Here is a 13,652-nt window from a genome sequence, read left to right on the forward strand (position 1 = left end):
GCGCACCTATTGATCATCCGTGGACCTATCAGCTTTTGACCCCCTGCGAATTAGATACAGCTGCAGGCGGCTTGTGTCGGCCGGATGATGACATTGTCTGCGCAACAGTGCCCGACCGCGTATCGCAAGTGATGGTCATTCTGAGGCAACGACTAGTATTGTCTGATGGCAGCACCGTCGACGGCTTCGATGCCGTCGGGGAGGCGCCCGGGACCCCAATTGGGCCTTGGATTCCGCTCGGTCGTGGGTGCGTCGACATCACGGCGCTGAACCCGCCGCCGTCGCCGGGCGAGGTCTACCGCTACTTCCAGACCCTGCCGCTGCCCGACCTGCCCACCCAGCAGCAGCCGCCGGGCAACGCGCTGGCGGGCCTGCCGGTCGTCTTCTACACCGACGGCCCCACCACCCAGACCTTCACCGTGGACATCCGCGGCTTCACCGTCGACATCGTCGCCACCGCGAGCGCCTTCACCTGGGACACCGGCGACGGCACCGTCCTGCAGACCACCGACCCCGGCGCGCCCTACCCCGACCACACGATCAGCCACGACTACCGCAGCGGCACCTACACCGCCTCGCTTACCACCACCTGGAGCGGCACCTACAGCGTCGACGGGGGCGCCACCGCCGACGTCCCCGGCACCACGACCACCGACGGGCCGTCGGCCACCTTCACCGTCCTCCGGGCCAGCCCCGTCCTGACCAACCCCTTCGACTGACCCACTCTCGCGCTGTTGCACCCGCCCTCGCGCCGTTGCAGCAGCGTTGAGGCGTCAGGAACAGCGCGAGAGTGCGGCCATTGCCGGGGTTGCTCGCGCAGTGCCGGCGCTGCGGCGGCGGCAGAGCGCGAGGAACGCCGGCAGTGCCTCACCCCGAGGCCGGGACCTGTTCCCGGCAGCCTGACTCCAGCGCGCGGGCGGCGGTCGCCAGCACCGCGACGACGTCCCGCGCGAAAGCCACGTCGCAGGGGTGCGTCCCGCCGGTCACCACGGCCGCCGCCAGCTCGTCGACCGCCGCGGCGAAGGACTCGACCGGGCTCTCGGTGTCCGGCAGCAGCACTAGCCGGCCGGCGTCCCCGTGCACGAAGAACTCGACGCCCGTCGACATCGGCGCGACGGTGTGCGACAGCGTCAGCGTCGAGGCGACACCGGGCGTGGCGTGCTGCAGCACCAGGTGCACGGTGTCCCCCGCGCCGGCTCCGGCCTGCACCGAGACCACCGGCCCGAGCGTCGGCAGCAGCAAGGAGAGCGCGTGCGGGCCGATGTCCCACAGCGCGCCGTGCTCGCGTCGCCAGGCCGAGTCGAACGGACTGCCGGCCAGCGCGCTCAGCCACGAGCCGGCGCCACCGGCGAGCCGCGTGCGGGCCGCCTGGGCCATCCAGCTCGACGTCCCGGCCTGGAAGCGGAAGGTGAAGAACACCACCGAGGCGACCCCCGCGGCGCGCACCGCGGTGACCACCCGGTCGGCCTCGTCGAGCGAGAGCCCGATGGGCTTCTCCAGGAGCAGGTGCTTCCCGGCCGCCGCGGCCTGTTCGGCCAGCCCGACCTGCACCGATGGCGGGACGGCGATCGCCACGGCGTCGACCTGGTCGAGCAGGGCGGCCAGGTCCGCGAAGCCGGGGACGTCGAAGTCCGCGCCGATCGCCTTGGCCTTGGACAGGTCGCGGCCCCACGTTCCCACCAGCTCGGCGGTCGGGTGCTCGGCCAGGGCGGCCGCGTGGACCGTCCGCGCCCAGTGGCCGGTGCCGAGCACCCCGAAGCGCACGGTCAGACCGCCCCGAACTGACGGTCGCCGGCGTCCCCGAGCCCCGGGACGATGTAGGCCTTGTCGTTGAGCCCCTCGTCGACCGAGGCGGTGAACACCCGCAGCGGGAGCCCGCTCTCCTCCAGGCGGCGGACCCCCTCCGGCGCGGCCAGCGCGCAGAGCACCGTGATCGAGGTGGCGCCGCGCTCGGTGAGCAGCCCGCAGCAGTGCACGAGCGACCCGCCGGTGGCCAGCATCGGGTCCAGGACGAACACCTCGCGGTCGACCAGGGACGACGGGAGCGAGGCCATGTACGCCTCGGGCTGGAAGGTCGCCTCGTTGCGGGCCAGGCCGACGAAGCCCATCTGCGACTCCGGCAGCATCCCGTGCGCGGTGTCGGCCATCCCGAGCCCGGCCCGCAGCACCGGCACGATCAGCGGCGGCGCGGCCAGCCGGTAGCCGGTGGTGTCGGTGACCGGCGTGGTGATCGGCTCCTCGGCGACCGGCAGGTCGCGGGTGGCCTCGTAGACCAGCATCTGGGTCAGCTCCGCCAGGGCCGCGCGGAACGCCGCGTTGTCGGTCCGCTCGTCGCGCATGCGGGTCAGACGGGCACGGGCCAGCGGGTGGTCGACGACGGTGAGCTGCACGCGCGACACGGTAGCGGCCCGGTGGACCCCCGCTGGCGGCGCTGGCACGATCCCCGCCGTGACGACGACGCAGGGGTGGCACCGCCGGTAGGTGGCTGCCCTCGTCGTCCGGCCCACCCGTCCCCGGTGGGCCGCGCACCCGGTCCACCTCCGTCCGAGGAGACCGCCCGTGCCCCCGATCGAGATCGGACCCCTGCCGCCCGGCGCGGCCGGCGAGCTGCTCACCCTGCAGCGCGCCGCCTACATCCCCGAGGCCCAGCTGTACGACGACGTCCGGCTGCCGGCGCTCGTCCAGACCCTGGACGAGCTGGCCGACGAGCTGACGCGCAGCACCTGCCTGGCTGCACTCGCGGGCCGCAGGCTGGTCGGTGCGGTGCGCACCCACGAGCGGGACGGCGTCCTGCACGTCGGCCGGCTCGCCGTCGTCCCGGACCTGCAGGGACACGGCATCGGCACGCGGCTGCTGCTGGCCGCGGAGCGGGCGACGCCACTCGCGCGGGCGACCCTGTTCACCGGCGCACGCAGCACCGCCAACCTGCGGCTCTACCGCCGGCACGGCTACGTGGACGCCCACCGCGAGACCGTGCGCCCCGGCCTGGAGCTCGTGCACCTGGTCAAGGAGCTGCGGTGAGCGAGCTGCCCGGCGCGACCGACATCGGGGACTTCCTGGTCAGCGCCCGGTCGTTCGACGAGTACCGCGTGATGTTCGCCCTGACCGACGCCGACCTGCGCGGCCGGGTCCTCGACTGCCCCGGCGGAGGCGCGTCCTTCACCGCGGCCGCCCGGGTCGGCGGGACCGCGGCGTTCGCCGTCGACCCCGTGTACGCGACCCCTCACCGCGAGCTGGTCGCCCGCCTCGAGGGTGAGCTGGAGCGGGGCAGCGCCTGGGCCACCGCCCACGCCGAGCGCTACGTCTGGGACTTCCACGGCGACCCCGCCGGCCACGCGCGGCTCCGGGCGGAGTCGGCGGCGGTCTTCGCGGGCGACCTGGCCGAGTGCCCGGGACACCACGTGGCGGCCGCCCTGCCGGACCTGCCGTTCGCCGACGGCGCCTTCGACCTGGTCCTCTCCTCGCACCTGCTGTTCACCTACGCCGACCGGCTGGACACCGGGTTCCACGTCGCCGCCCTGCGCGAGATGGCCCGCGTGGGCGCCGAGGTGCGCGTCTACCCGCTGGTCGACCAGGCCGGCCGGGCGCTGCCCGACCTGCTGGCCTGCGTGGTGGCCGAGCTGGGCGACGCCGGCGTGCAGGCGGAGGTCGAGGACGTCCCCTACGAGTTCCAGCGCGGCGCCCGCAGCATGCTGCGGCTCGGGGCGGTCCCCACCCGCACGGGTGTCCGGAACGCGGGCGCACCGGCGGCGGGAGGGAGAATGCCCGCATGACCCACGTGCTCGACCCCCGTGCGCCGGCGGCGGCGATCCCGCCGCGGCGCGAACCCCCGGCGCCGTACCGCGACGTGACCCGCTCCGACGCCGCCTTCCGGGCCTTCCTGCACGGCCTCCCCGGGGTCGACCAGGTGGGCGCCGAGGCCCGCGTCGGCGTGCTCGGCACCCGGTCGATCAAGACCACCGCCAAGGCCTGGGCCATCGACACCGCGATCTCGATGGTCGACCTCACCACGCTCGAGGGCGCCGACACCCCGGGCAAGGTCCGCAGCCTGGCCGCCAAGGCCCGCCGTCCCGACCCGGGCGACCCGACGACACCGCAGGTCGCCGCCGTCTGCGTCTACGGCGACCTCGCCGGCGTGGCCAGGGAGGCCCTGGCGGGAACCGGTATCCACGTCGCCGCCGTCGCCACCGCCTTCCCCAGCGGCCGGGCCAGCCGCGAGGTCAAGCTCGCCGACGTGCGGGACGCCGTGGCCAACGGCGCCGACGAGATCGACATGGTCATCGACCGCGGCGCCTTCCTGTCCGGGCGCCACCTCGACGTGTTCGACGAGATCGTCGCGGTGAAGCAGGCGTGCGGGGACGCCCACCTCAAGGTCATCCTCGAGACCGGCGAGCTGGTCACCCTCGACAACGTCCGCCGCGCCTCCTGGCTGGCGATGCTGGCCGGCGGCGACTTCATCAAGACCTCCACCGGCAAGGTCTCCCCCGCGGCCACGCTGCCGGTCTGCCTGGTGATGATGGAGGCGGTCCGCGACTTCCGGGCCGCCACCGGCCGCCAGGTCGGCGTCAAGCCCGCCGGCGGCATCCGGACGACGAAGGACGCCGTCAAGCACCTGGTCCTCGTCAACGAGGTCGCCGGGCCCGACTGGCTCTCCCCCGACTGGTTCCGCTTCGGCGCCTCCAGCCTGCTCAACGACCTGCTCCTGCAGCGGCAGAAGCTGCGCACCGGCCACTACTCAGGGCCCGACCACGTGAGCGTCGACTGATGGCCGGGCCTGCGGTCCCGACCGTCCTCCAGCCCTCCGCCCCCGACCACGTGAGCGTCGACCAGCCATGAGCACCCAGACCCCACCCACCCACAGCCTGTTCGAGTACGCCCCCGCGCCCGAGTCGCGCTCCATCGTCGACATCGCGCCGTCCTACGGCCTGTTCGTCGACGGCGAGTTCGTCGACGGGTCCGGCACCCCCCTCAAGACGGTCAACCCGGCCACCGAGGAGGTCCTCTCCGAGGTCCCGACCGCCACCGACGCCGACGTCGACCGCGCCGTCCGCGCCGCCCGGCGCGCGTTCACCCGCGTGTGGGGCCCGATGCGCCCGGCCGACCGCGGCAAGTACCTGTTCCGCATCGCCCGGCTGCTGCAGGAGCGGGCGCGGGAGTTCGCCGTCCTGGAGTCGCTGGACAACGGCAAGCCGATCCGGGAGTCCCGCGACGTCGACGTCCCCCTGGCCGCGGCGCACTTCTTCTACCACGCGGGCTGGGCCGACAAGCTCGACTGGGCGGGCCTGGGCCCCGGCCCCCGGCCGCTCGGCGTGGCCGGCCAGGTCATCCCGTGGAACTTCCCGCTGCTCATGCTGGCGTGGAAGGTCGCCCCGGCGCTGGCCACCGGCAACACCGTCGTCCTCAAGCCGGCCGAGACCACCCCGCTGACCGCGCTGCTGTTCGCCGAGGTCTGCCGCCAGGCCGACCTGCCGCCGGGCGTGGTCAACATCGTGACCGGTGCCGGCGAGACCGGCCGGGCCGTCGTCGAGCACGAGGACGTCGACAAGGTCGCCTTCACCGGGTCGACCGAGGTGGGCCGCTCCATCGCCCGCTCCGTCGCCGGCACCCGCAAGAGGCTCACCCTGGAGCTCGGCGGCAAGGCGGCCAACATCGTCTTCGACGACGCCCCGATCGACCAGGCCGTCGAGGGCATCGTCCAGGGCATCTTCTTCAACCAGGGCCACGTGTGCTGCGCCGGTAGCCGGCTGCTGGTGCAGGAGTCGGTCCACGAGGAGGTCATCGCCTCGCTGCAGCGACGCATCGGCACGCTGCGCCTGGGCGACCCGCTGGACAAGAACACCGACATCGGCGCGATCAACTCCGCCGAGCAGCTCGCCCGCATCCGGGAGCTGTCCGACATCGGGGAGGCCGAGGGGGCCAACCGCTGGCAGCCGGCGTGCGAGCTCCCCGAGCGCGGCTACTGGTTCCCGCCGACGGTGTTCACCGACGTCTCCCCCGCCCACCGCATCGCCCGCGACGAGGTCTTCGGGCCGGTCCTGTCGGTGCTCACCTTCCGCACGCCCGACGAGGCGGTGGCCAAGGCCAACAACACCACCTACGGGCTCTCGGCGGGCATCTGGACCGAGAAGGGCTCGCGGATCCTCGCGATCGCCGACCGGCTGCGCGCCGGGGTGGTGTGGGCCAACACGTTCAACAAGTTCGACCCGACATCGCCCTTCGGCGGCTACAAGCAGTCCGGCTACGGCCACGAGGGCGGCCGCCACGGGCTCGCCGCGTACCTGGAGGGTGGCCAGTGAGCCCCGACCGTCTCGCCGTCCGCAAGACGTACAAGCTGTACGTGAACGGCGCCTTCCCGCGCTCGGAGTCCGGCCGGACCTATGAGGTGGCCGACGCCAAGGGGGCCTTCCTCGCCAACGCCGCGTGGGCCTCCCGCAAGGACGCCAGGGACGCCGTCGTCGCCGCCCGGGGCGCCTTCGCGAAGTGGTCGGGCGCCACCGCCTACAACCGCGGCCAGGTGCTGTACCGGGTGGCCGAGGTGATGGAGGGCCGGCACGCGCAGTTCTGCGAGGAGGTCGCGGCCGGGGAGGGCCTGTCCTCGTCGAGGGCGCGCGCCGCCGTGGACGCCGCCATCGACCGCTGGGTCTGGTACGCCGGGTGGACCGACAAGCTCGGCGCCCTCCTCGGCGGGGCCAACCCGGTCGCCGGGCCGTACTTCGACTTCTCGCTGCCCGAGCCGACCGGCGTCGTCGCCGTCCTCGCCCCGCAGCGCTCCTCGCTGCTGGGCCTGGTCAGCGTGCTGGCGCCGGTGCTCACCGGGGGCAACACGGCCGTGGTCGTCACCTCCCGGGCCCGCCCGCTGCCCGCGGTCACCCTCGGCGAGGTGCTGGCGACCAGCGACGTCCCGGCCGGGGTGGCCAACCTGCTCACGGGGGACGCCGCGGAGATCGGTCCCTGGCTCGCCGAGCACGACGACGTCGACGCCATCGACCTCACCGGGGCCCCCGCCGACCGTGCGATGGAGCTCGAGCGCCTCGCCGCGGGCAGCATCAAGCGCGTCGTGCGGCCGCCGGCCGAGGAGCCGGACTGGTCGGCCGACCCGGGACTGACCCGGCTGACGCCGTTCCTGGAGACCAAGACGGTCTGGCACCCGATCGGCCTCTGATCGGCCCCGTCCCGGGTCCCGCCCTGAGCTCGCGAAGGATGGGGAGGACGGGGTCCTCCTCCTGACACCCGATCGAGCTCTGACGGCCCTCAGTCCGCTGCGGGCGGCTCACCGGCCCGGTCGCCGGTGAGCCGCCGCGTCGCCTCCAACTGGGCGGCGGTCGCGGCGCGCAGGTACCGGACGACGGCCGTCAACTCGGTCTCGTCGAACCCGTCCCCCAGCGCCTCGAGCCGGTGCACCAGATCGGCGAAGACCTCCTGCTGGCGCACCAGGTGCCCGGGGTCGATCTCCACGAGGGAACGGCGGCCGTCGGTCGGGTGCGGCACCCGGCGCGCCACCTGCTTGCGCTCGAGCCGGTCCAGCAGCGCGGTCACCGACGCGGGCGCCAGCCCGGTGTGCCGCGCGAGATCGGCGGGGGTGAGCGGGCCCGCGCGGTGGATGACCTCCAGCGCCTTGGTCTCGGTGACCGACAGCCCGGCCAGCGCCCCGACGGCCGTGTGGAACATGACCACCGCCGTCGAGAGCTCGCGGCCGGCGGCCAACGTCTGCGCGACCAGCTCCTCGCGCTCCCTTGACACGACCGGAGCCTAGCCTCGACAGTTGTTTCGTTCGATCGAACGAACTTCTTTGGAGGCAGCGGTGGACGCGATCGTCGTGGGCGGCGGACTGGCGGGAGCGACGACGGCGCTGGCGTTGCACCGCATCGGCGCGGACGTGTCGGTCCATGAGGCGGCCGGACCGGCCGAGGGACTCGGCGCCTGGCTCACGCTGGCCGCGAACGGCCTCGACGCGCTGGCCCCGCTCGGCCTGACCGAGGAGGTGGGTGCGGCCGGCTTCGCCACCCCGCGGATGACCATGCGCACCGCCGCCGGGCGGGAACTGGTCGCCTTCGACTCCTCGGCCCCGCGCCCGGACGGCCTGCAGGCGACCAGCACCCGCCGCGCGGACCTGTATGCGGTCCTGCACGGGGCACTGGCCCGCAGCGGGGTGCCCGTGCACCACGGGCGGCGGCTGCGGGACGCCGAGCACCTGCCCGGCGGCCGGGTGCGGGCGCACTTCGGCGACGGGACCACGGCCGAGGGCGACCTGCTGGTCGGCGCCGACGGTCTGCGGTCACGGACCCGGACGATCGTCGACCCCGCGGCTCCGGCCGCTCGCTACACGGGACTGCTCAACGTCGGCGGCTACGCCCGCAACACGGACCTCGGCCGGCCGCCCGGGGTCATGGACTTCTGGTTCGGCCGCCGGTGCTTCCTCGGCACGGTCGCGAGCCCGGACGGCGACGTGTGGTGGTTCGCCAACCCGCCGAGCGCGCAGGAGCCGACGCGCGCTGAACTCGCGGCCGACGACCCCGAGGCCTGGCGCCCGCGGCTGCGGGAGCTGTTCGCCGGGGACGACCTGCCCGTCGAGGCACTGCTGGCGGCCAGCGACCGCCTCTTCGCCGGCTGGCCGACCCACGACCTCCCCCGGGTGCCCACCTGGCACCGCGACGGCGTGGTGCTCGTGGGCGACGCCGTGCACGCGGCATCCCCGGCGTCCGGGCAGGGGGCGGCGATGGCCTTCGAGGACGCCGTCACGCTGGCCCGCTGCCTGCGGGACCGGGCCACCCTCACCGAGGCCTGCACCGCGTACGAGACGCTGCGCCGGCGCCGGGTGCAGGCCGTCGTCCGGCGGGGCAAGCGGACCGGGGACACCAAGGCGCCGGGGCCCGTCGGCCGCTGGGCGCGCGACCGGGTGGCCATGCCGCTGTTCGCCCGCCACCTCGCCCGCACCGCGCGACGCGGCGCCACGCCCGACGACTGGCTCACCGGTCACCACGTCGACTGGGACGAGCCGGTGCGCGCCTGAACCCGGGGGTGCGCTCCCGGGCCGACCGGGCAGGATGGGCGCGTGGCCCGGCCCAGCATCGTCCCCATCGCCCTCACCCTCGACGACCGCACCGGCTTCACCCTGTGGGCTCCACCGTGGGAGGAGGACGGCGAGGAGTGGCAGGCCTTCCTCGGCACGTCCGAGGACGACCGGGCCCGCGTGCACCTCTTCCCGACGCCGGCCGCGCTGGCCGCGTTCTGCCGCACCCGCACCGACCACGACCTCGCCGACCACCCGGTCTGGCCGGTCGTGGTCGGGCTGGGACCGGCCGACCTCACCCCGGACGACGACCACCGCTACGACCTCGACGGCGTGTACGACATCGCCGCCGAGAACCCCGACCGGTGGGCCGTCGAGGAGCTGGCCGCGACGATCGACATCGTCACCCGGCTGGCCGAGTGCCTCGACGTCGAGGACGACGACGAGGACGACGAGCTGACCGACGCCAACGAGGGCGCGGACGTCGACGACGACATCGAGCTGGAGCGCCGGCCCGACAGCGCCGCCTCCCGGGGCGGCGAGTTCGGCGCGCTCGCCGAGCTGGTCGCGCGCCCGGAGATCGGCTCGCTCGGGCTGGGCGTCGAGGCGTTCCTCGGCCGATCGGGCGAGGACGCCTGGGTCGGCGTCGGCGGCGCCCTCGACGACCTGTGGGAGGACGTCATCGAGGAGCTAGGCGCGCACCTGGACTGGACCGGCGGCGGCACCGTCTCCGTCGACGACTACCCCTCGGCGGCCGAGTCGGACGACGACGGGTACGACGAGGAGGACGACGCGGCCGAGGACGACGCCGCGGCGGCCCGGCGCCCGGCCGGGGGCGCGACCGCGGCCGCGTCCGCCGCGGCCGGCGTCAGCACCATCGCCCGCGCCGGCCGGATCGCCGCGCCGCCCGCCGAGGTGGCGCGGGCCGCGGAGTTCTGGGAGGCCGTGGGCATCCTGCCGGTGGAGGTCGTCGTCCCCGAGGGCGCCGGGCTCACGCTGCGCTGCTACGTCGAGGACCGCGCCCGCTTCCTCGGCCGGGACGGGGAGGTCTTCCTCTTCGACTCCCCCGACGAGCTCACCCGCTTCTGCCGCGGCGACGAGGCCCACGACCTCACCGAGATCGCCTCCTGGCCCGAGGTCGCCGACACCACCACCCCGCCGCTGCCCTCGGACCAGGACCGCTACGACCTCACCGAGCTCAGCGACGTGCTGGGCGAGGTCGCCGACGGCGCGGCCGGGCTGGTCGACCACCGGGTCCTCGCCCAGCAGGTGGAAGGTGTCCGCGACATCGCCGAGTACGCCGGGCTGACCCGCGTCGACGAGCTGCTGCGCCCCGACGCGCCGCTCGGGCGCGCGGTCGCGACGGGCGAGCGGGTACCGGACACGCCGCTGCGCGCGGAGGACGCGGCCGTGCTGCGCCCCGCCTGGGACGAGGTCGTCACCGAGGTCAGCGGAGCGCTGGTCTTCCGCGACTGAGAGGACCCCGTCCTCCCCGCGTGCAGCAGACCCCTCTCCCCGAGTTGATCATGGGGGTGTTGCAGCCGGACACGCGGGCTGTCGGCGTGTTCCGCGGCAACAGCCCCATGATCAACAGGGAGGGCGGGCACCCCCACCACGAACGGCAGCGGCCGGCCCCGGGGATCCGGGACCGGCCGCTGCCGTGTGGCTCTCAGGAACCGCCTCGAGCCCGGCGACGTGCTGCTGGCCCCTGCAGGGTCCCGCCGCGAGCCTGCGATGGCGGGGGGCAGGGGGTCCTTCCTCAGTCCGCCGAACGCTCCGGGCGCCGGCCCTGGCCGCGGTAGGGGCTGGACCGACGCTCCCCGCGCTCGCCGCCGTACGGCCGGTCGCCGTACCCGCGGGAACGCTCGCCGTACGGCCGCTCGCCGGACGCCGGACGGTCGCCGTCCCGGCGCGGCCGCTCCCCGTGGGGACGACGCGGCCGGTCGCCGTCGCGACGCGGCCGGTCGCCGTCCCGGCGGGGACGCCGGCCACCGGGACCGCCGTGCCCACCGGAGGGGCGCCGGGACTCGCGCACCGGGCGCTGCACCGGCTCGACGTGCACGCCGGTGGCGACGAGCTCAGTGATCGGGGCGTCGCCCGGGCGGATCCGGGACACCACCGGCTCCACCTTGGCCTGGCGGAACCGGCGCTTGGCCTGGCCCACCTGGTCGGGCAGCAGCAGCGAGACCACGACACCGCCGGCGCCGGCGCGGGCGGTGCGGCCCGAGCGGTGCAGGTAGGTCTTGTGATCGGCCGGCGGGTCGTAGTGCACGACCAGCGAGACGTCGTCGACGTGGATGCCGCGGGCGGCGACGTCGGTGGCGACCAGCACCGGGCTGCGGGCGTCGGTGAACGCCTCCAGCGCGCGGCGGCGGGCACCCTGCGGCAGCCCGCCGTGGATGGCCTCGGCCTTGATGCCGGCGGCCTGCAGGTTGCCGGCCAGCCGGTCGGCGCCGAGCTGGGTGCGCACGAAGACGAGCGTGCGACCCGGCCGCGCGGCCAGCTGCTCGGTCACCGCGACCTTGTCGCGGAAGGCCAGGCTGTAGGCCAGGTGCTCGGCCGGCGGGGCGTCGTCCCCGGCGCGCTTGACCTCGTGCCGGGCCGGGTCCTTGAGGTACCGGCGGACCAGGGTGTCCACCTCGCCGTCCAGCGTGGCCGAGAACAGCAGCCGCTGGGCGTCGGGGCGGGTCTGGTCGAGCAGCTCCTGCACGACCGGCAGGAAGCCCAGGTCGGACATGAAGTCGGCCTCGTCGATGACCGTCACGGCGACCTCGTCGAGGGTGACCTCGCCCTGGCCGATGAGGTCCTGCAGCCGGCCGGGGGTGGCGATGACGGCGTCCACGCCGCGGCGCAGCTGCTGGATCTGCCGGTACATCGAGGCACCGCCGTAGACGGTGGTCAGCTGGACGCCGATCGACTGGCCCAGCGGCGCGAGGTTGTCGAAGACCTGCTGGGCGAGCTCGCGGGTCGGCACGAGCACCAGCGCGCGCGGGGCACGCGGGCCCCGCCGGGCGGTCTCGCCCAGGCGGGCGAGCAGCGGCAGGCCGAAGGCCAGCGTCTTGCCCGAGCCGGTGGCGGCCTTGCCCAGCACGTCGCGCCCGGCGAGGGCATCGGGCAGGGCGGAGGCCTGGATGGCGAAGGGGTGGCGGATGCCGCGCCGCTCGAGCGCGGTCACCAGCTGCTGGGGCAGGCCCAGCTGGGCGAAGGTCGGACCGGCCGGGGCCTCGACCTCGGCAGTCCCGACCTCGGGGGTCTCAGGGGTGGTCTGGACGTCGACAGTGTCGAACGTGGTCATGCGGGTGTGGGACTCCGATGCTTCTCGGCGCGCGTCCCGTGGTGGTGCGCGGACACCGTCGACCGGCGTCCTCACTGGCGATCACTGCGTCAGGGGACGCTGCGGATCTGCACGGATGCGCTCATGCCCGGACGGACCGTCCGGAGAGGATGACCGGCGACTGCCGGTACACATACCGTAGCAGCGCAGGTCGAGCCCGGATTCCCGCGATCGAGGGTGGCCCCCGCCACGCTCAGCCGCGCAGTGCCGCGTACCCCGGGCGGACGACGTCGGCCAGCAGCCGGGCCCGCTCGTCCTCGGGCAGGAACGCCGCGGCCAGCGCCCGCTCGGTCACCGTCACGACGTCGTCCCAGCCCCAGCCGAACGTGGTGGCCACGTCGGCGAGCTCGCTGGTGACCGAGACCCGGCTCATCAGCCGGTTGTCGGTGTTGACGGTGACCGCGAAGCCGAGCCGGTGCAGCCGGTCGACCGGGTGCTCGGCCAGCGAGGGGTAGGCGCCGGTCTGCACGTTGGACGACGGTGCGACCTCCAGCGGCACCTGCGCGTCGAGCACCCGCTGCGCCACCGGACCGAGAGTGCCGTCCGCGGCGACCTCGTCGGCGATGCGCACTCCGTGCCCCAGCCGCTCGGCCCGGGCGCCGTCCAGGGCGGCGAGGATGCTGTCGGTGCCGGCCGCCTCGCCGGCGTGCACCGTGCGGTGCGCCCCCGCCCGGTCGAGCAGCGCGATGGCCGAGGGGTGCCGGTCGGGCGGGAAGCCGATCTCCGGGCCGGCCAGGTCGAAGCCCACCACCCCGGCGTCCCGGTGGCGCACCACCAGGCCGGCCACCTCGTCCCACCGGTCGTTCTGCCGCATGGCGCACAGCAGCGTGCCGACGGTGATCGGCGTGCCCTGGGCGGCGGCCTCGGCGCTGCCCTTCGCGAAGCCGTCGAGGATCGCCTCGACCGCCTCCTCGATCGGGGTGCCGCCGTCGGTGAGCAGCTCCGGCGCCATGCGCACCTCGGCGTACACGACGCCGTCGGCGGCCAGGTCGAGGGCGCACTCGCGGGCCACCCGGCTGACCGCCTCCGGGCGCTGCACCACCGCGACGGTGTGCGCGAAGGTCTCCAGGTAGCGCACCAGCGAGCCGGAGTCGGCGGCCTGCCGGAACCAGCGGCCCAGCGACTCGGCGTCACCGGCCGGGAGATCGCGGTAGCCGGCCTCGTCGGCGAGCTCGAGCACCGTCTGCGGCCGCAGCCCGCCGTCCAGGTGGTCGTGCAGCAGCACCTTGGGCGCGCGGCGGATCGAGTCGGTGGTCAGCGGTGCGGGCACCGTCTCATTCTCGACAGCGGGGTCCGCCCGCTTGAGCC

General features: G+C 74.8%; 13 protein-coding genes. 8 read left to right on the top strand and 5 right to left on the bottom strand.

The annotated features are described in order from the left end of the window. The first annotated feature begins 158 nt into the window (after window positions 1-158). Window positions 159-719: a hypothetical protein gene (locus tag BLW63_RS27950; protein WP_244522542.1), complete on the top strand. Its 561-nt coding sequence runs from the start codon at window positions 159-161 to the stop codon at window positions 717-719. 148 nt (window positions 720-867) lie between these two features. Here the strand turns inward: BLW63_RS27950 and BLW63_RS12515 are convergent, their stop codons facing one another. Beyond that, a complete protein-coding gene (locus BLW63_RS12515; RefSeq protein ID WP_091156377.1) occupies window positions 868-1,764 on the bottom strand; it encodes a Gfo/Idh/MocA family protein in 897 nt (298 codons plus the stop codon). A 2-nt stretch (window positions 1,765-1,766) separates the two neighbouring features. Beyond that, complete coding sequence (gene upp, locus BLW63_RS12520; RefSeq protein WP_091157165.1) at window positions 1,767-2,390, bottom strand: uracil phosphoribosyltransferase; 624 nt, start codon at window positions 2,388-2,390, stop codon at window positions 1,767-1,769. A gap of 169 nt (window positions 2,391-2,559) precedes the next feature. Between upp and BLW63_RS12525 the strand changes: the two genes are divergently transcribed. The 5 genes from BLW63_RS12525 (at window position 2,560) to BLW63_RS12545 (ending at window position 7,162) form a co-directional block, all read left to right on the top strand. Beyond that, complete coding sequence (locus BLW63_RS12525) at window positions 2,560-3,021, top strand: GNAT family N-acetyltransferase (RefSeq protein ID WP_091156379.1); 462 nt, start codon at window positions 2,560-2,562, stop codon at window positions 3,019-3,021. Continuing rightward, a complete protein-coding gene (locus tag BLW63_RS12530; RefSeq protein ID WP_211517102.1) occupies window positions 3,018-3,773 on the top strand; it encodes a methyltransferase domain-containing protein in 756 nt (251 codons plus the stop codon). The genes BLW63_RS12525 and BLW63_RS12530 overlap by 4 nt, the downstream gene beginning before the upstream one ends. Further along, a complete protein-coding gene (gene deoC / locus BLW63_RS12535) occupies window positions 3,770-4,765 on the top strand; it encodes a deoxyribose-phosphate aldolase (RefSeq protein ID WP_091156381.1) in 996 nt (331 codons plus the stop codon). The genes BLW63_RS12530 and deoC overlap by 4 nt, the downstream gene beginning before the upstream one ends. A gap of 67 nt (window positions 4,766-4,832) precedes the next feature. Next, window positions 4,833-6,296, top strand: a complete 1,464-nt coding sequence (locus BLW63_RS12540) for an aldehyde dehydrogenase family protein (RefSeq protein WP_091156383.1) — start codon at window positions 4,833-4,835, stop codon at window positions 6,294-6,296. Continuing rightward, the gene (locus BLW63_RS12545; protein ID WP_091156385.1) at window positions 6,293-7,162 is read left to right on the top strand and encodes an aldehyde dehydrogenase family protein; all 870 of its coding nucleotides are present in this window, start codon (window positions 6,293-6,295) and stop codon (window positions 7,160-7,162) included. Before BLW63_RS12540 ends, BLW63_RS12545 begins: the two co-directional genes overlap by 4 nt. Before the next feature lie 89 nt (window positions 7,163-7,251). Here BLW63_RS12545 and BLW63_RS12550 read toward each other — a convergent pair whose 3' ends face one another. Next, window positions 7,252-7,740 carry a MarR family winged helix-turn-helix transcriptional regulator gene (locus BLW63_RS12550; protein ID WP_211517103.1) on the bottom strand — a complete coding sequence of 163 codons (489 nt, stop codon included), beginning with the start codon at window positions 7,738-7,740 and terminating at the stop codon, window positions 7,252-7,254. Between the two features lie 61 nt (window positions 7,741-7,801). Here BLW63_RS12550 and BLW63_RS12555 point away from each other — a divergent pair, with 61 nt between their 5' ends. Together BLW63_RS12555 and BLW63_RS12560 are read left to right on the top strand one after the other, a co-directional pair. Further along, window positions 7,802-9,010: an FAD-dependent oxidoreductase gene (locus BLW63_RS12555; RefSeq protein WP_091156387.1), complete on the top strand. Its 1,209-nt coding sequence runs from the start codon at window positions 7,802-7,804 to the stop codon at window positions 9,008-9,010. A 42-nt stretch (window positions 9,011-9,052) separates the two neighbouring features. Beyond that, on the top strand, window positions 9,053-10,486 hold the full coding sequence (locus BLW63_RS12560) for a hypothetical protein (RefSeq protein WP_091156390.1): 1,434 nt from the start codon (window positions 9,053-9,055) through the stop codon (window positions 10,484-10,486). Window positions 10,487-10,769: 283 nt separating this feature from the next. Here BLW63_RS12560 and BLW63_RS12565 read toward each other — a convergent pair whose 3' ends face one another. Continuing rightward, window positions 10,770-12,305: a DEAD/DEAH box helicase gene (locus BLW63_RS12565; protein ID WP_091156392.1), complete on the bottom strand. Its 1,536-nt coding sequence runs from the start codon at window positions 12,303-12,305 to the stop codon at window positions 10,770-10,772. Between the two features lie 232 nt (window positions 12,306-12,537). Then, window positions 12,538-13,614, bottom strand: a complete 1,077-nt coding sequence (locus BLW63_RS12570; protein WP_091156395.1) for an adenosine deaminase — start codon at window positions 13,612-13,614, stop codon at window positions 12,538-12,540. Between the last annotated feature and the right edge of the window lie 38 nt (window positions 13,615-13,652).

The sequence above is a fragment of the Geodermatophilus africanus genome (assembly GCF_900107105.1).
Classification (GTDB): Bacteria; Actinomycetota; Actinomycetes; order Mycobacteriales; family Geodermatophilaceae; genus Geodermatophilus; species Geodermatophilus africanus.